This window comes from Pukyongiella litopenaei (assembly GCF_003008555.2).
Taxonomy (GTDB): Bacteria; Pseudomonadota; Alphaproteobacteria; order Rhodobacterales; family Rhodobacteraceae; genus Pukyongiella; species Pukyongiella litopenaei.
In genome coordinates, this window is sequence record NZ_CP027665.1 from 1,570,313 (window position 1) to 1,587,091 (window position 16,779).

16 protein-coding genes are annotated in these 16,779 nt (G+C 69.0%); 8 read left to right on the forward strand and 8 right to left on the reverse strand.

What is annotated here, in order from left to right:
• The first annotated feature begins 35 nt into the window (after nt 1-35).
• From mreC to C6Y53_RS07965, 5 genes are read left to right on the forward strand one after another with little or no spacing between them, the layout of a single operon-like run.
• Nucleotides 36-947, forward strand: a complete 912-nt coding sequence (gene mreC / locus C6Y53_RS07945; RefSeq protein ID WP_106471946.1) for a rod shape-determining protein MreC — start codon at nt 36-38, stop codon at nt 945-947.
• Nucleotides 940-1,482, forward strand: a complete 543-nt coding sequence (locus tag C6Y53_RS07950) for a rod shape-determining protein MreD (protein WP_106474007.1) — start codon at nt 940-942, stop codon at nt 1,480-1,482. Before mreC ends, C6Y53_RS07950 begins: the two co-directional genes overlap by 8 nt.
• Nucleotides 1,479-3,422 (forward strand): penicillin-binding protein 2, encoded by a 1,944-nt coding sequence (mrdA, locus tag C6Y53_RS07955; protein WP_106471947.1) that lies wholly within the window; start codon nt 1,479-1,481, stop codon nt 3,420-3,422. Before C6Y53_RS07950 ends, mrdA begins: the two co-directional genes overlap by 4 nt.
• Entirely contained in the window at nt 3,419-4,558 is a 1,140-nt protein-coding gene (rodA, locus tag C6Y53_RS07960; protein ID WP_106471948.1) for a rod shape-determining protein RodA, read from the forward strand. The genes mrdA and rodA overlap by 4 nt, the downstream gene beginning before the upstream one ends.
• Before the next feature lie 7 nt (nt 4,559-4,565).
• The gene (locus tag C6Y53_RS07965) at nt 4,566-5,498 is read left to right on the forward strand and encodes a 2-hydroxyacid dehydrogenase (protein WP_106471949.1); all 933 of its coding nucleotides are present in this window, start codon (nt 4,566-4,568) and stop codon (nt 5,496-5,498) included.
• On the opposite strand, the gene C6Y53_RS07970 is transcribed toward C6Y53_RS07965, so the two are convergent.
• From C6Y53_RS07970 to C6Y53_RS07995, 6 genes are read right to left on the reverse strand one after another with little or no spacing between them, the layout of a single operon-like run.
• Nucleotides 5,492-5,860, reverse strand: a complete 369-nt coding sequence (locus tag C6Y53_RS07970; protein ID WP_106471950.1) for an MmcQ/YjbR family DNA-binding protein — start codon at nt 5,858-5,860, stop codon at nt 5,492-5,494. The genes C6Y53_RS07965 and C6Y53_RS07970 overlap by 7 nt on opposite strands.
• Complete coding sequence (locus C6Y53_RS07975; protein ID WP_106471951.1) at nt 5,857-7,872, reverse strand: M3 family metallopeptidase; 2,016 nt, start codon at nt 7,870-7,872, stop codon at nt 5,857-5,859. The genes C6Y53_RS07970 and C6Y53_RS07975 overlap by 4 nt, the downstream gene beginning before the upstream one ends.
• A 2-nt stretch (nt 7,873-7,874) precedes the next feature.
• Nucleotides 7,875-8,918 carry a HesA/MoeB/ThiF family protein gene (locus tag C6Y53_RS07980; RefSeq protein WP_106471952.1) on the reverse strand — a complete coding sequence of 348 codons (1,044 nt, stop codon included), beginning with the start codon at nt 8,916-8,918 and terminating at the stop codon, nt 7,875-7,877.
• Nucleotides 8,918-9,373: a dUTP diphosphatase gene (dut, locus tag C6Y53_RS07985; RefSeq protein ID WP_106471953.1), complete on the reverse strand. Its 456-nt coding sequence runs from the start codon at nt 9,371-9,373 to the stop codon at nt 8,918-8,920. The genes C6Y53_RS07980 and dut overlap by 1 nt, the downstream gene beginning before the upstream one ends.
• Nucleotides 9,374-9,423: 50 nt before the next feature.
• Nucleotides 9,424-10,620 (reverse strand): bifunctional phosphopantothenoylcysteine decarboxylase/phosphopantothenate--cysteine ligase CoaBC, encoded by a 1,197-nt coding sequence (gene coaBC, locus C6Y53_RS07990; RefSeq protein ID WP_106471954.1) that lies wholly within the window; start codon nt 10,618-10,620, stop codon nt 9,424-9,426.
• 4 nt (nt 10,621-10,624) lie between these two features.
• Nucleotides 10,625-11,464: a ChaN family lipoprotein gene (locus tag C6Y53_RS07995; protein WP_106471955.1), complete on the reverse strand. Its 840-nt coding sequence runs from the start codon at nt 11,462-11,464 to the stop codon at nt 10,625-10,627.
• Between the two features lie 89 nt (nt 11,465-11,553).
• Here C6Y53_RS07995 and cobU point away from each other — a divergent pair, with 89 nt between their 5' ends.
• From cobU to C6Y53_RS08010, 3 genes are read left to right on the forward strand one after another with little or no spacing between them, the layout of a single operon-like run.
• Complete coding sequence (gene cobU, locus C6Y53_RS08000; RefSeq protein WP_106471956.1) at nt 11,554-12,075, forward strand: bifunctional adenosylcobinamide kinase/adenosylcobinamide-phosphate guanylyltransferase; 522 nt, start codon at nt 11,554-11,556, stop codon at nt 12,073-12,075.
• Nucleotides 12,072-12,650: a histidine phosphatase family protein gene (locus tag C6Y53_RS08005; protein ID WP_106471957.1), complete on the forward strand. Its 579-nt coding sequence runs from the start codon at nt 12,072-12,074 to the stop codon at nt 12,648-12,650. Before cobU ends, C6Y53_RS08005 begins: the two co-directional genes overlap by 4 nt.
• 60 nt (nt 12,651-12,710) lie before the next feature.
• The gene (locus C6Y53_RS08010) at nt 12,711-13,580 is read left to right on the forward strand and encodes a glutathione S-transferase (RefSeq protein ID WP_106471958.1); all 870 of its coding nucleotides are present in this window, start codon (nt 12,711-12,713) and stop codon (nt 13,578-13,580) included.
• A 4-nt stretch (nt 13,581-13,584) separates the two neighbouring features.
• Here the strand turns inward: C6Y53_RS08010 and C6Y53_RS08015 are convergent, their stop codons facing one another.
• Complete coding sequence (locus C6Y53_RS08015) at nt 13,585-15,258, reverse strand: Na/Pi cotransporter family protein (RefSeq protein ID WP_106471959.1); 1,674 nt, start codon at nt 15,256-15,258, stop codon at nt 13,585-13,587.
• Nucleotides 15,259-15,312: 54 nt separating this feature from the next.
• Nucleotides 15,313-16,764 (reverse strand): phosphonoacetaldehyde dehydrogenase, encoded by a 1,452-nt coding sequence (gene phnY, locus C6Y53_RS08020; protein WP_106474008.1) that lies wholly within the window; start codon nt 16,762-16,764, stop codon nt 15,313-15,315.
• Nucleotides 16,765-16,779: the final 15 nt, after the last annotated feature.

The following is a 16,779-nucleotide window of genomic DNA, read 5'->3' on the forward strand; positions in this document are numbered from 1 at the left end:
CCGCGCGCAAGGGCGGCGCAGCCAAGGGAAACCCGTTGGCCAAGGACCGATCACAAAACGACGATTTCGCCGGCCCGCTGCGGCGGCTGCTGGTCGCGTTGCTGTGCCTGTTCCTGCTGGCGGTGTTCATCGTCTGGCGCATCGACAGCCCGCGGGTCGAACGGTTCCGCGCCCAGGTCACGGACCGGGTCGTGCCCAGCCTGGACTGGGCAATGCGCCCGGTCACCGGGGCGGTCAACCTGGTGCGCGATTTCCAGAGCTATCAGCGGCTGGTCGAACAGAACGCCAACCTGCGCAGCGAATTGCGCCGGATGCGGGCCTGGCGCGAGGCGGCGCTGCAACTGGAACAGGAAAACGCCCGGCTGCTGGATCTCAACAACGTGCGGCTTGACCCGCAGCTGACCTATGTGACCGGCGTGGTGATGGCCGACAGCGGCTCGCCCTTCCGGCAGTCGGTGCTGCTGAACGTGGGCGCGCGCGACGGCATCGTCGATGGCTGGGCGGCGATGGACGGGATCGGGCTGGTGGGCCGGATCTCGGGCGTGGGCAAGACCACGTCGCGCGTGATCCTGCTGACCGACCCGGTCAGCGCGGTGCCCGCCCAGATCCGCCCGTCGGGACAGACGGCGATGATCATCGGCGACAACTCGGCCACGCCGATTGTCGATTTCCTGGAAAATCTCGACCTGGTGCGCCCCGGCGACCGGGTGATCAGTTCGGGCGATGGCGGGGTGTTTCCCGCCGGCCTGCTGATCGGGTCGGTCGCCGCCGACCCGTCGGGGCGGCTGCGCGTGCGGCTGGCCGCGGATTTCGAGCGGCTGGAATACCTGCGCGTGCTGCGCCACCACGGCCATGAGGGCATCACCGATCCCGGCGGCATCGTCGCGCCGCGCACCGCCGTGCAGGCCGACCGGACCGAACCCGGCGAAGGTGGCGGCGATGGATAGCGCCGCCCCTCTGACCCGGCTCTGGCTGATGCGGGCCGCCTATTTCGGCCTCGTGCTGGTGATCCTGTTCTTTCACCTGCTGCCGCTGGACACGGTGCCGCGGCGCATCGCCCCGCCCGACCTGTTCGAGGCGCTGACCTTTGCCTGGGTCCTGCGCCGCCCCGACTATGTGCCGCCGCTGTCCATCGCCGCCGCGATGCTGCTGGCCGACCTCCTGCTGCAACGCCCGCCGGGGCTGACGGCGCTGGCGGTGCTGCTGGGGGCCGAGTTCCTGCGCGCGCGCGGGCCGGGGATGCGCGATACCGGGTTCCTGTTCGAATGGCTGGTGGTGGCGCTGGTGATGCTGGCGATCCCGGTCCTGACCCGGGTCGTGATGGGGCTGTCGCTGACGGTCCAGTCGCCGCTGTCGCTGGTGCTGAGCCGCGCGGGCTTTACCATCCTGGCCTATCCGCTGGTGGTGGCCGCGTCACAGGCCCTGCTGGGCGTCCGGCGCCCGGCGCCCGGCTCGGGTGAACAGGTGGGGCTGAGGGCATGAAACGCAATCCCCAGGAACTGGAACAGGTCCACCGCCGCATGAGCCGCCGCACCCTGCTGGTCGGCGGGTTGATGGGCGGGTTTGCCGGTGCGCTGGCCTGGCGGATGCACCGGCTTCAGGTCGACGAGGCCGACCAGTTCCGCCTGCTGGCCGAGGAAAACCGCATCAACATCCGGCTGATCGCCCCGGCGCGCGGCAAGCTGTTCGACCGCGAGGGCCGGGTGATCGCCCGCAACACGCCCAGCTACCGCATCATCATCGTGCCCGAGGATGCCGGCGACGTGGACGCGGTCATTTCGCGGCTGTCGCAGCTGGTGGAACTGGACCAGGAAGACCTGAACCGCGCGATGACCGAGATGAAACGGTCGCCGCCCTTCCTGCCGGTGACGCTGGCCGACCAGGTCAGCTGGGAGGCGGTGAGCCGCGTTGCCGTGAACGCCCCGGCCCTGCCCGGTGTGACGCCCGAGGTCGGCCTGACGCGGGAATACCCCCGCAACGCGGATTTCGCCCATGTTGTCGGCTATGTCGGCCCGGTCAGCGACTACGACCTGAGCAAGATCGAAGATCCCGAACCGGTGCTGCGCATCCCCCGGTTCCAGATCGGCAAGGTCGGGCTCGAGGCCAAGCGCGAAGACGTGCTGCGCGGCAAGGCCGGTGCCAAGCGGGTCGAGGTCAATGCCACCGGCCGGGTGATGCGCGAGCTCGACCGGCGCGAAGGCCAGCCGGGCGCCGACCTGCAACTGACCGTGGACGCGCAACTGCAGACCTATGTGCAGGCGCGGCTGGCGGGTGAAAGCGCGGCGGCGGTGGTGATCGACTGCGCCGATGGCGACCTGCGGGCGATCGCCTCGGCCCCCAGCTTCGATCCCAACCTGTTCGTGCGCGGCATCTCGGTGGGCGATTACCGGGCGCTGACCGAGGACAAGTATCGTCCGCTCGCCAACAAGACGGTGCAGGGCACCTATCCGCCCGGTTCGACCTTCAAGATGATCACCGCGATGGCGGCGCTCGAGGAAGGCCTGGTCGGCCCCGAGGAAACCGTCTGGTGCCCCGGCCACATGGAGGTATCCGGGCGTCGGTTCCATTGCTGGCGGCGCGGCGGCCACGGCCATGTGAACCTTCTGAATTCGCTGAAACAGAGCTGCGATGTCTATTACTACGACCTGGCGCTGCGGGTCGGCATCGACAAGATCTCGGCGATGGCGCACCGGTTCGGACTGGGTGAACGGCACGACATCCCGATGTCTGCGGTGGCGCGCGGGCTGGCCCCGGACCGGGCGTGGAAGAATCAGGTCCACGACCAGGACTGGCGCGTGGGCGACACGGTCAACGCCTCGATCGGACAGGGCTACATGCTGGCCTCGCCGCTGCAGCTGGCCATAATGTCGGCCCGGATCGCCACCGGCCGCGCGGTCGCGCCCCGGCTGGTCAAATCGGTGGACGGGATCGAGCAGCCCTCGGGCGGCGGCGGCGATCTGGGCGTGAACAGGGCCAACCTGGACCGCATCCGCCGCGCCATGTACGCGGTCAGCAACGACCGGCGCGGCACGGCCTATCGCAACCGCATCATCGCCGAAGAACAGCGCATGGCCGGCAAGACCGGCACCAGCCAGGTGCGCAACATCACGAAGGAAGAACGCGCACGCGGGGTCATCCGCAACAGCGACCTGCCCTGGGAACGGCGCGACCACGCGCTGTTCGTATGCTACGCGCCCTATGAAAACCCGCGTTTCGCGGTCTCGGTGGTGGTCGAACATGGCGGTGGCGGATCGACCGCGGCGGCGCCGATCGCACGCGACGTGTTGTTGCAGGCGCTTTATGGCGGACCGCCGCCGCTGACCGCCTATCCCAAGGGCGACCGCGGCCGGATCAAGGCCCAGCAGGAACAGATGGAACAGGATTTCCCCGCGCTGCGGGCAGAGGCGAGCGACCGGGCATGAGCTATCTCGAATCGACGGTCCAATCCACGCCGACGGGCCTGCGCAAAGTGCTGTATCTGAACTGGCCGCTGACGCTGTTGCTGACGGCGGTGGCCTGCGTCGGCTTCCTGATGCTCTATTCCGTCGCCGGCGGATCGTTCCAGCCCTGGGCCGAACCGCAGATGAAACGCTTCGTGCTGGGGCTGGCGGTGATGCTGGCCATCGCGATGGTGCCGATCTGGTTCTGGCGCAACATGGCCGCCCTGGCCTATGGCGGGTCCGTCCTGCTGCTGATCGCGGTCGAGATGTTCGGGACGGTCGGCATGGGCGCGCAGCGGTGGATCGACATCGGCTTCATGCGGCTGCAACCGTCCGAGTTGATGAAGATCACGCTGGTGATGCTGCTGGCCGCCTATTACGACTGGTTGCCCGCCGAGCGCACCTCGCGCCCGTTCTGGGTCCTAGTGCCGGTCGCGATCATCCTGTTTCCGACCTTTCTCGTTCTGCGCCAGCCCGATCTGGGCACCTCGATCCTGCTGCTGGCGGCCGGGGGCGGGCTGATGTTCCTGGCCGGGGTGCACTGGGCCTATTTCGTCGCCGTGATCACCGCGGGCGTCGGGCTGATCACCGCCGTGTTCAAGAGCCGCGGCACGGACTGGCAGTTGCTCAAGGACTATCAGTTCCGCCGCATCGACACCTTTCTCGACCCGTCCCAGGATCCGCTGGGGGCCGGGTATCACATCACCCAGTCCAAGATCGCGCTGGGATCGGGCGGCTGGGGCGGGCGCGGCTTCATGCAGGGCACCCAGACCCGGCTGAACTTCCTGCCGGAGAAACACACCGACTTCATCTTTACCACCCTGGCCGAGGAATTCGGGTTCATCGGCGGCATCTCGATCCTCACGCTCTACGCGCTGATCATCGTGTTCTGCGTCGCCACCGCGCTGGCGACCCGCGACCGGTTCTCGTCACTGGTGACGCTGGGCATCGCGATGACGTTCTTCCTGTTCTTTGCCGTCAACATGTCGATGGTCATGGGGCTGGCGCCGGTGGTCGGGGTGCCCCTGCCGATGGTCAGCTATGGCGGTTCGGCAATGCTCGTGCTCATGGCGGCCTTCGGCATCGTCCAGAGCGCCCATATCCACCGCCCGAGATGAGGATTTCATGACCGTCAACGTGCTGTTTGCCGCCCGCGCGGAGAACTGGGATACCTACCGGGCGCCCCTGTCCGATGCGCTGGACCGCGCCGGGGTCGCCGCCGATCTGCGCACCGATTTCCCGCCGGAACTGGTCGATTACATCGTCTATGCGCCCTCATCGCCGTTGCGGGATTTCACGCCGTTCACACGGCTCAGGGCGGTGCTGAGCCTCTGGGCCGGGGTCGAAACGATCACCGGCAACCGCACGCTGGGGGTGCCGCTGGCGCGGATGGTGGATGACGGGCTGACCCGTGGCATGGTCGAATGGGTTACCGGCCATGTGATGCGCCATCACCTGGGCATGGACGCGCAGATCACCGGCCAGGACGGTGTCTGGCGCAAGGCGATACCGCCGCTGGCGGCCGATCGTCCCGTCACCATCCTGGGTCTGGGCGAACTGGGCCGGGCCTGCGGTGAAACACTGGCCGCGCTGGGGTTTCCGGTCACCGGGTGGAGCCGGTCGCCCAAATCCATCCCCGGCCTGCTTTGCCTGCACGGGCCGGACGGGCTGACCGCCGCGCTGGACAGCGCGCAGATCCTCGTGCTGCTGCTGCCCGACACGCCGGCGACGACGAATGTCCTGAACGCCGAGACGCTGGCCCGCCTGCCGCGCGGCGCGACGGTCATCAACCCCGGCCGGGGCACACTGATCGACGATGACGCGCTGCTGGCGGCGCTGGACGCCGGGCAGGTCGGCCATGCCACGCTCGACGTGTTCCGCACCGAACCGCTGCCGGCCGATCATCCCTACTGGGCGCATCCACGGGTGACGGTCACGCCGCATATCGCGTCCGAAACCCGTGCCGAAACCGCGTCGCAGGCAATTGCCGAGAACATCCGCCGCGGCGAAGCGGCTGAGCCGTTCCTGCATCTCGTGGACCGCGACCTGGGTTACTGATCCGGCCCGGTCAACCCCAGCTCGGCCCGCCTGGCGCGGCTCAGAGCATCGCGGATCATCTCGTAGGAGGCGCGGATATGGCGTTTCAGCTCGTCATCCGACAGCCCCGGCGCGGCGTGATGCTGCACCCATTTGAACCCGCGCGAGGCGAGATAGGGGGCCGGGCGCAGCCCCTCCATGCCGGTCAGGACCTCATAGGCGATATCGCTGACCTTGAAGGTGAACGCGGCCTCGCCCGTGCCCCATCCGCAGATGGCGAACACCTTGCCGCCGACCTTCCAGACATCCGACCCGCCCCATTGCACCGAATGGGTGGCCGCCGGCAGGCTGCCGCAGAAGGCGTTGAAATCATCGCCGGTCATGCCGCCAGCCCGCGCCCCCTGAGCAGCGCCTCGACGCCCGGCAGCCTGCCGCGAAAGGCCAGATACAGGTCAGCCGCCTCGGCCGATCCGCCGCGCGACAGGATGTGATCCTCCAGCGCCCGGGCGCGGTCGGCGTCGAACGGGCCGCCCGCCTCTTCGAAGGCGGCAAAGGCGTCGGCATCCATGACCTCGGACCACATATAGCTGTAATAACCGCAGGAATAGCCGTCACCGGCAAAGACATGGGCAAAATGCGGGGTCGCATGGCGCATCGCGATCGCGTGCGGCATCCCGATCCCGGCCAGAACCTCGGCCTGGCGCGCCATCGGATCGGCGGGGGCGGGCCCGTCGTGAAAGGCCAGGTCGACCAGCGCCGAGGCGACATATTCGACCGTCTGGAACCCCATGTCATAGGTCGAGGCCGCCAGCAGCCGGTCCAGCAGGTCGCGCGGCATCGGTGCGCCGGTCTCGGCATGGGTCGCATAGTTCGCCAGCACCTCGGGCACTTCCAGCCAGTGTTCATAAAGCTGGCTCGGCAGTTCGACGAAGTCCCGCGCGACCGAGGTGCCCGAGATGCTTTCATAGGTCACGTCGGACAGCATCTGGTGCAGCGCGTGACCAAACTCGTGGAACAGCGTGCGCGCATCGTCCCAGGATAGCAGCGCGGGTTCGCCCTTGGCGAAGTTGCAGACATTGATCACCACCGGGGTCTGCGGCTCGGGGAACTTCGCCTGCGACCGCATCGCCGAACACCACGCCCCCGAACGTTTCGAGCCGCGTGCAAAGTAATCGCCGATGAACACCGCGACATGCTGCCCGTCCCGCGTCACCTCCCAGGCGCGGCAATCGGGATGGTAGAGGTCGAGATCCGGGAGCGGCGCGAATTTCAGGCCGAACAGCCGCTGCGCACAGGCAAAGGCCGCCTCGATGATCCGGTCGAGCTGCAGGTAGGGTTTCAGCGCCGCCTCATCGAGATCATGTTCGGCCCGGCGCCGTTTCTCCGCGTAGAAATGCCAGTCCCAGGGCTCCAGCGGCCCGTTGACGCCATCGGCCTGCATCATCGCGGTCAGGACCCCGGCATCTGCCTCGACCCGCGCCCGCGCGGGCTCCCAGACCGCCATCAGCAGGTCGCGCACCTTTTCCGGGCTGCCGGCCATCTCGGTTTCCAGCTTGTAATCGGCGAAATTGTCATAGCCCAGCAATCCGGCCCGTTCCTCGCGCAGGGCGAGGATCTCGGCGGCGATGTCCCGGTTGTCGGTATCACCGCCATTGGCCCCGCGCGCCGACCACGCCCGCCACGCCCGTTCGCGCAGATCGCGGCGGGCCGAAAACTGCAGGAACGGCACGATCAGCGACCGCGACAGGGTCACCACCGGACCCGGCGCGCCCTTTTCCTCGCCCGCCGCGCGGGCGGCGGCGATCACGAAATCGGGCAGCCCGTCCAGGTCGCCGGGCCCGAGCGGCATCGACCAGTCCCGTTCATCGGCCAGCAGGTTCTGGGTGAACGCGGTGCCCAGGGTCGCCAGCCGCGCCTTGATGTCCTTCATCCGCGTCTCGTCCGCCCCGCGCAGCGCCGCGCCCGAGCGGACGAACCCCCGCCGCGTCAGCATCAGCACGCGCGCCTGTTCGTCGTCCAGACCCAGCGTATCGCGCCGCTGCCACAGGTCGTCCACCCGCCCGAACAGCGCCTTGTTGGCGGAGATGTCGGAAAAATGCGCGGCCAGTTTCGGCGAAAACGCGCGCTGCAACGCCTCGCGGTCGGGGGTGCTGTCAGCCCCCGCTACGGTGGAGAACACCGACAGAACCCTGTCCAGATCCCGCCCCGCCGCCTCCAGCGCCCCGATCGTGTTGTCGAAATCCGCCGGCGCGGGATCACCGGCGATGGCGTCGATCTCGGCCCGGTGCGCCGCCAGCGCCCGGTCCAGCGCCGGGTCGAAATCGGCATCGGAAATCGCGGCAAAGGGCGCGATCCCGAACGGGGTGTCCCAGGTATCCAGCAGCGGGTTGGTCATCGTCATCCAGTCCTCTTGTCGCAAACCGGGCAATCCGCCCGCCGTTTCAACGCGATCTTCCGGGTCTCGCCCCAGAGCGCGTCATAGATCACCATGTCGCCGCGCGGCACCGCGCCCGCCCCGGTGATCAGCTTGATCGCTTCGACCGCCATCATCGCGCCGATCACGCCGGGCAGCGGCCCCAGCACCCCGGCCTCGGCACAGGACGGCGCCAGTCCCGGCGCCGGGGCCTCGGGAAACACGCATTGATAGCACGGGCCGCCATGGGCGGGGTCGAATATGCTCAGCTGGCCTTCCCATTGCGACAACGCGCCTGAAACCAGCGGAATGCCCGCCGCGACCGCCGTCCGGTTGACCAGGTAGCGGGTTTCGCTGCTATCGCTGCCATCCAGCACCAGGTCGAAATCGGCAAACAGGTCGGCCGCCACCTCACCGGTCAGCCGGCGATGATAGGGGCGCACGGCAACGGCCGGGTTCTGCGCCTCCATCGCGCGTTGCGCCGAAAACACCTTAGGCAGGCCGATATCCGCGTCACGGTGGATCACCTGCCGTTGCAGGTTGGCGTTTTCGACCACATCATCGTCGATCACGCCAATGGTCCCGACCCCGGCAGCGGCCAGGTATTGCAGCGCCGGCGCCCCCAGCCCGCCGGCCCCGATCACCAGAACGCGGGCGGCCTTCAGCTTCTTCTGGCCCGGCCCGCCGATTTCGCGCAGCACGATGTGACGCGCATAGCGATCCAGCTCCGCATCCGAAAACCCAGCCGCGTGCGGGACCGGTTCCTCGCGCGCCACCGCCCTGCGCCGCAGCCACCGCACCACCAGCGCATAGGCACCGGCCAGCGCCGCACACCCCAGCAGCAGAAACCACGGCGCCGCCGCGCCCCCGGTCACCACGCGCAGCGCGTGCCCGTCGGGCAACAGCAAGTGCCCCAGTATGACACCCGCCAGCAGCAGCGCGATCATCACCCATCGCAGCCGCGGCGGCGAACCGACCAGCCAGCCCAACCCCCAGAGCGCGCCGCACAGGATCAGGACCAGCAGCATCAGCCGCGCCCGGTCGACCCGAACCCGCCGGCCCCGCGCTCGGTGTCGCCCAGAGCTGCGACCTCGGCAAACTCCGCGTGGATCACCGGCGCCACCACCATCTGCGCAATGCGGTCGCCATGGGTCAGGACAAAGGCATCCGTCCCGGCATTCATCACGATCACCCCCAGCGGCCCGCGATAATCGCTGTCGATCGTCCCCGGCGCGTTCACCAGCGTGATCCCGTGTTTCAGCGCCAGACCCGATCGCGGCCGGATCTGCACCTCATAGCCCGCGGGGATCTCGACCCTGAGCCCCGTGGGCACCAGCGCCCGCGCCCCCGGCGCCAGCACCAGCTCGCCCCGGCCGGGCAGGTCCGCACGCAGATCCGCCCCCGCCGCACCGGCGGTTTCATAACATGGCAACGGCACCGACGGATCGGCGCCCTCGTCTCGCATGACGTGGATCGTGACCATTGGCTTTCCCTTCATCTTGCCAGAAAAACTCCCGCCGGAGGCATGAAAACTCAGCCGCCCAGCGCCGAGGCGATGCGCGCCGCCAGACGTTGCGCCACCTCGGCCTTGCTCATCCGGGGCCAGTCCTCGACACCGTCGGCGGTGATCAGGACGACCGCGTTTTCCGACCCGCCCATGATCCCGGTCGCGGGCGACACGTCATTGGCGACGATCCAGTCGCACCCCTTGCGCGCCCGCTTGGCGGTGGCATGGGCCACCACATCGTCGGTTTCGGCGGCAAAGCCCACCACCAGCCCGGGCCGCCCCTCCGTCATCCGCGCGACGGTCTTCAGGATATCCGGGTTCTCGGCGAACTCCAGCGCCGGGATCCCGTCGCGGGTCTTCTTCAGCTTGCGGTCCGAGGCCGAGGCCACCCGCCAGTCGGCGACGGCGGCGGCGAACACCCCGGCATCGACGGGCAGCGCCGCCCGCACCGCCTCGGCCATCTGCGCGGCGGTTTCCACCGCAACCACCTGCACACCCGCCGGAGGCGGCACCTCGGCGGGTCCGGTGACGAACACCACATCCGCCCCCAGGCCGGCCAGCGCCCCCGCGATCGCGGTGCCCTGCGCCCCCGAGGACCGGTTGGCGATATAGCGCACCGGGTCGATGGGTTCATGCGTCGGCCCCGAGGTCACCAGCACCCGCCGCCCGGCCAGCGGCCCGCCGCCCAGCGCCGTCTCGATCGCGGCGACGATCTCCAGCGGCTCGGCCATGCGGCCCGGCCCGAATTCGCCACAGGCCATGTCGCCCTCGTTCGGCCCGACGAACCGGACGCCGTCGGCAGCCAGCGCGGCGCGGTTGCGCTGGGTCGCCGGGTGCAGCCACATGCGCAGGTTCATCGCCGGCGCCGCCAGCACCGGCGTGTCGGTGGCCAGCAGCAGGGTCGAGGCCAGGTCATCCGCCAGCCCGTTCGCCATCTTGCCCATCAGGTCGGCGGTGGCCGGCGCCACCACCACCAGATCGGCGCTGCGCGACAGCTGGATATGGCCCATCTCGGCCTCGACGGTCAGGTCGAACAGGTCGCGATGCACCGCCGCGCCCGCCAGCGCCGACACCGCCAGCGGCGTCACGAACTGCTCGCCCCCCCGCGTCAGCACCGGCGTCACCGCCGCGCCGCGCTCCTGCAACCGCCGGATCAGGTCGAGCGACTTGTAGGCGGCGATCCCGCCGCCGATGATCAGGAGAATTCGCTTGCCACTCAGCATCCGGTCAATCCGTTGTCTTGAACGCGTCACAGGGATCGTCGCGGTCAGGCGCCGGGCTGTCCAGCACCAGGTCGAACGCGCCGTCGATCCCGCCCTGCTCGGACTGGCCCACGGACAGCACCCGCAGGGCGGGCCGCACATGGTCGAGGAACCGGGGCACGCCGCGATCCCTGCGCGCATGGCCGTTGCCGGTGATCACCGCAACCGGCCCGCCGGTTTCCTCATGGGCCGCGATCACCGCCCGCGCCATCACCGCGTCGCGCAGCCGCTGGATGTCGACCATCATGGCCAGCCGGTCCTCGGGCAACTGGTTGCAATGGGCCGCGCGCTGCAATGCCTCGCGCTCGGCCTGTTCCGCGGCGGGCAGCGCCATATCGAGCCCGTAGAGCCCCGCATCCGCCCCGAAGACCGCGGCCGGCCCGTCCCCGGCAACCGCCCGCGCCGTGGCACGCGGCACGTTGCCGCCATAGACCCGGGCCGCACCCGAGGCCGCGAAGACCGGGTAATAGAGCCCGAAGGACGGCCAGCTGGTATCCGCCCAGCCCAACGCCGCCTCCAGCCGGTCCGGGTCGGACAGCAGCGCGGCGTCGAACCGCGCCGCCATCTCCGGTGTCAGCATTTCCCAGACCACCGCCGCCGGGGCCAGGGCCTCGACCGCCGCGGCCTGGAGGCGGTGATGGCCGGGATTGTCATGCACCTCGCCCAAAATCACCACGTCGGCCCGCGCCATCGCCGCGCGCAGGTCGTCGGACACCGCGCCCGCCACGGCACCGGTGATCCATGCCGTGCAGAACACCGTCCAGAGCGCCGCGCAGGCAGAGATGGTGAGGGCCAGCCGCTTCATGGCGCGAACTGTTGCACCCGGCCCGCGCCGGTTGCAAGCCCCGCCAACCGCGTGTAGCGATTGCGCGGCAACAACCGGGGGCGACAGCGATGCATCCACGGCTGACACTGGTGATCGGTGGCGCGGCGGCGGGCAAATCGGTTCACGCCGAACGGATGGTGGCGACCTCGGGGCTGGCCCCGGTCTATATCGCCACCGCGCAGGCGCTCGATGACGAAATGCGCGCCAAGATCGGCATCCACATCGCCCGTCGCGGCCCCGACTGGATCACCCATGAATGCCCGCTGGACCCGGCGCCGGTGCTGGCCGCGATGACGCCCGCGCAGATGGGGCTGTTCGACTGCGCGACGCTGTGGCTCAGCAACATGCTGCTGGCCGACTGCGACCTGGACCGCGCGCAGGCGGCGCTGCTGGACGCGATGCGGGCCTGCCGCGCGCCGCTGGTGGTCGTCAGCAACGAGGTCGGCCTGGGCATCGTCCCCGACAACGCGCTGGCGCGGCGGTTCCGCGAGGCGCAGGGGCGGCTGAATATCGAGCTTGCGGCACAGGCCGACCGGGTGGTTCAGGTCGTGGCGGGGCTGCCGATGGCGCTCAAGGGCGGCGATCGGTGACCCGGCTGCACCTGGTCCGTCACGGCCCCACCCACGCGAAATCCATGGTCGGCTGGTCCGACCTGCCCGCCGATCTGGGCGACACCGCCGCGATTGCCCGGCTGGCCGCGCATCTGCCCGCCGGGGCGGTGGTGATCTCGTCGGACCTGTCCCGCGCCACGGCCACCGCCGACGCCATCCAAGGCCCCCGCGTCCGCCTGCCGCATGACCGGGACCTGCGCGAGATGCATTTCGGCAGCTGGGAGCTGCGCACCCATGCCGAGATCGAGGCCGAGGATCCGGCACGCATCCGCGCGTTCTGGGAACGACCCGGCGACACCCGCCCCCCCGGCGGCGAAAGCTGGCACGACCTGCGCAGCCGCGTCGACGGGGCCATCGACCGGCTGATCGCGGCGCATCCGGGGCGCGAACTCGTGGTGGTGGCGCATTTCGGCGTGATCCTGAGCCAGGTGCAGCGGGCGCTGGATCTCGCCCCCGAACAGGCCTTTGCCCGGCGCATCGACAACCTGTCGGTGACCGCGCTGACCCGGCTGCCCGGCGGCTGGGACACAGGCGAGATCAATCACCGGCCCTGATGGGGTGGCCCACGAATTCACGTTTTACGCAGCGCATCACGCATCGCTAGACTGCGCCGCATGACCCATACGCTGATCCTGGGCGATTATGCCTATTCCTCCTGGTCGCTGCGCGGCTGGCTGCTGTTCGAAAAATTCGGGCTGGCCCGCGATACCGTGATGCTGGATTTCTCGGCCGATGATCCGCTGGCGGACCAGCTCTCCGACTACCCGCCCGCCCGCACCGTCCCCACGCTGATTACGCCCGACGGCGCGGTGGTATCGGACAGCCTTGCCATTGCCGAGGAACTGGCCACGCGTCACCCCGAGGCCGGGCTGTGGCCGGACGATCCGCGCGCCCGCGCCACCGCCCGCAGCCTCGCCGCCGAGATGCATTCGGGTTTCGCGGCGCTGCGCAATGAATGTCCGATGAACCTGCGCACCGCCTATGCCGATACCGCCCCCTCGCCCGGGGTGCTGGCCGATCTCGCCCGGCTCGAAACCCTCTGGGCCCACGCGGCGGCGACCGGCGGCAACGGGCCGTGGCTGTTCGGCGCCTATTCGGCGGCGGATGCGTTCTTTGCCCCGGTGGCGGCGCGGATCGCGGGCTATGACCTGCCGGTCGGCGCGGCGGCGCGGGCCTATGTCGACCGGCACCTGGCCGACCCGGCATTCCGGCGCTGGCGGGCCATGGGCCTGGTGCGGGGCGCGACGCTGGCCCGCTATGCCCAGCCCCACCGCGTCGTGGACTGGCCCGGCCCCGCCCCGCGCGCGGCCCGTGCCGTGACAGCGGGCACGCCCGAAAACAGCGCCTGCCCCTATTCCGGCCGCCCGGTCACCGACCTGATGGACATGGACGGGCGCATCTACGGCTTCTGCAACCCGTTCTGCCGCGACAAGACCGTGGCCGACCCCGAAGCCTGGCCGGATTTCATGGCCCTGACCGGCTAGCGGGTCAGTCTTCGCCGACGCGTTTGAGTTCGGTAATCAGCCGGGTTTCGAGCAGCTGCCCGTGGCGCACGAGGATCGGGTAGGCAATCGAGGCCACCTGGCTGTTGAGATCCTTCAGCGCCATCAGCGTTTCCAGGTGGACGTTGCTGCTGTCGAGGCTGAGCGTCTCGCCCCGCGACAGCCGTTTCAGGTGTTTCTTGCGGCTGCGCCGTTCGCGCCCGGTCATCTCGGTCTTTTCCACCAGCAGCAGCCGCGCGCTCTCCAGGTCCTCGGACACCAGCACGTTGGCGGCCAGATGAAAGTTGGCCATCACGTTTTCATGCATCTGCCGGAGCTCGGCCATCCCCGCCGCCGACAGTTTCACACCGTCACGCGCCTTTTGCAGGGCGCGCGGCACCAGCCGCTTGACCACCGTGTCCCCGGCGGATTCGATCGAGATCGCGTATTCCGCCAGTTCCCGGACCTGCCGGCGCTGGTCGCGGCTCATCTCGGCCATCGGCAACCGCGACACATACTGCCGCACCCCGTCCAGCGCCGCGTTGACGTGCCGGTCCTCGTGTATGACCGCCTCGGCGCGCGGTTCGTCGATCTGGGTATACAGTTCCATCACCGGTTCGCACATGCGTTCGACCAGCTGCACCATGCGCAGCACCTCGCGCCGCAGGCTGGTCAGGGCCAGCATCGGGTTGTCCAGCATGGCATCGTCCAGAACCGACCGGTGTTCCGGGTCGGCATCGGGCCGCGCGTCGGCCGGATCAGGCAGGATCGCCGCCATCGGAGCGGCCAGCCACCGCGTCAGCGGCACCGCCAGCAACAGCGCCGCGTTCAGCGCCAGGTGGGTATTGACCAGCGTCTGCCCCGGTTGTGCCGAGGCGATCCACGGCAATACCGGCAGCAGGTTGACCAGGAGCAGCACCAGCATGGTCCAGGTTCCGCGCAGCCCGAGATTGGCCAGCGGCACCCGCCGCGCCGCGGGCGCCATCCCCCGCGACAGCCAGACCGGCACCAGCGCGGATCCCAGGTTGGCGCCGATGACCAGCGACACGCCCGCTTCGACCGGCAACGCGCCGACGGAAACCAGCGTCACGCACATCAGGATCGCCGCCACGCTGGAATGCATGACAAAGGCCAGCGCCGCGCCGACGATATAGGCGGTGATCACGTCCCGTTCGAGATAGCCGGCGATCGCGGGCAGAAAGGCACTGTCGCGGATCGGGTCCATGGTTTCGCGCAAAAACCGCAGCGAAATCAGGATGATGGCCACGCCCAGCACGATCCGGCCCGCCTGCCGCAACCGCTTGCGGTCGGCGTTCAGGAACAGCGCGCCGCCCAGCGTCAGCAGCACCGGCACCAGCCAGTCGACCCGGAACGACAGCACCTGCACGATGAAGGCCGAGCCCAGATCCGCCCCCAGCACCGCCGCCATCGCCAGCGCGAAGCTGACCGTGCCGTTGGCCACGAAACCGGCGGCCAGCAACGCCACCGCGGCCGAGCTTTGCAGCAGCACCGCCAGCCCGAACCCGGTTCCCGCCGCGCGCGGCGCGGTGGCTGACCGCGTCAGCAGCCGGCGGAACCGCGCGCCAAAGGCCCGTTCGATGCCGGTCCGCACCAGGCGGACACCGAACAGCAGGAACAGCGTGGCTCCGGCGAGGTGGACGAGAAAAGACAGGACTGCCATGAGGTTAACCTAGGCCGGTCCCGCCAACTGTGCAATGGGACCGGCCGCGCCGCGTCACTCAGGCCAGGGCAGGGAATAGGTCTTGACGTTGGTAAAGAACCTCATCGCCTCGAGCACGCCTTCCTTGACGGCGTTGCCGCTGTCCTTGATACCGCCGAAGGGAGACATTTCAATGCGATAGCCGGGTTGCTCCCAGATGTTGCAGGTCCCCACGTCGAGCCCGTTGACATAGGCGATGGCGCGGTTCAGGTCGTTGGTGCACACCCCCGAGGACAGGCCGAACGGCGTGCCGTTCGAGATCTCCATCACCGCCGCGTCGTCATCGGGCACGCGCAGGATGGGCACGATCGGGCCAAAGGTCTCCTCCATCACCAGTTCGCAGTCATGGGGGACGTGATCGACCACGATGGGCGGCAGCAGCGCGCCCTTGCGGCCGGGATCATACAGCACCTTCGCACCCTGTTTCTCGGCATCATACACCCGGCGTTCGAAGGTTTCCGCCGCCTGTTCACTGATCACGCAGCCCAGCTGGGTTTCCGGGTCCTGCGGATTGCCGAACCGGATCGCCCGCGCCTTTTCCAGCACCAGCGGCACGAAGGCGTCGGCCACGCTGTCCTGCACCAGGATCCGCTTGACCGCGGTGCAGCGCTGGCCGGAATTGCCGGTCGCACCCGCCACCGCGATGGTGGCGGCCTTGTCCAGATCGGCATCCGACAGGTCGTTCAGGACGATCAGCGGGTCGTTGCCACCCAGTTCCAGCGCGGTGCGCCTGTATCCGGCCTTGCCCGCGATCAGCTTGCCCACCGGCACACCGCCGGTAAAGGTGATGATGTCGATATTGTCGTTGGTGACCATCTCGTCACCGATATCCCGCGGCCAGCCGGTGACGATCTGGAACATCTCATGCGGCAGGCCGGCCTCGTAGAGGATATCGGCCAGCGCGATCGCGGTCAGCGGCGTCAGTTCGGTGGGCTTGCAGACCACGCAATTGTTGGTGGCAATCGCCGGCGCGATCTTGTGGCTGACCATGTTCAGCGGGTGGTTGAACGGCGTGATCGCCGAAATCGCCCGCACCGGTTCGCGTTTGGTATAGATCTTGCGGGCCTTGCCCTGCGGGGTCAGGTCGCAGGAGAAGATCTGCCCGTCATCGAGGATCGCCATCTGCCCGGCCAGCGTGAACACGTCATAGGCCCGCCCGGTTTCATAGAGCGCGTGCTGGTGGCAGATGCCCAGTTCCAGCACCAGCCATTTCGCCAGCCAGTCGCGTTTCTCGCGGATCAGCTCGCCCGCGCGGAACAGGATCTGCTGGCGTTCATAGCGGGTCAGTGCCGGCTTGTAGGCCGCCGCGATGTCAAAGGCGCGGGCGGCGTGTTCGGCCCGGCCCGCCGGCACGGTGCCGACCACCTCGTCGGTATAGGGATAGCGCACCTCGATCACCTCGTCGGTGAACACGACCTCGCCGCCGATGCGCATGCCCTCGTTGCGGATTTCGATGCTGTCTTTCATGTCTGGTTCCTGGTC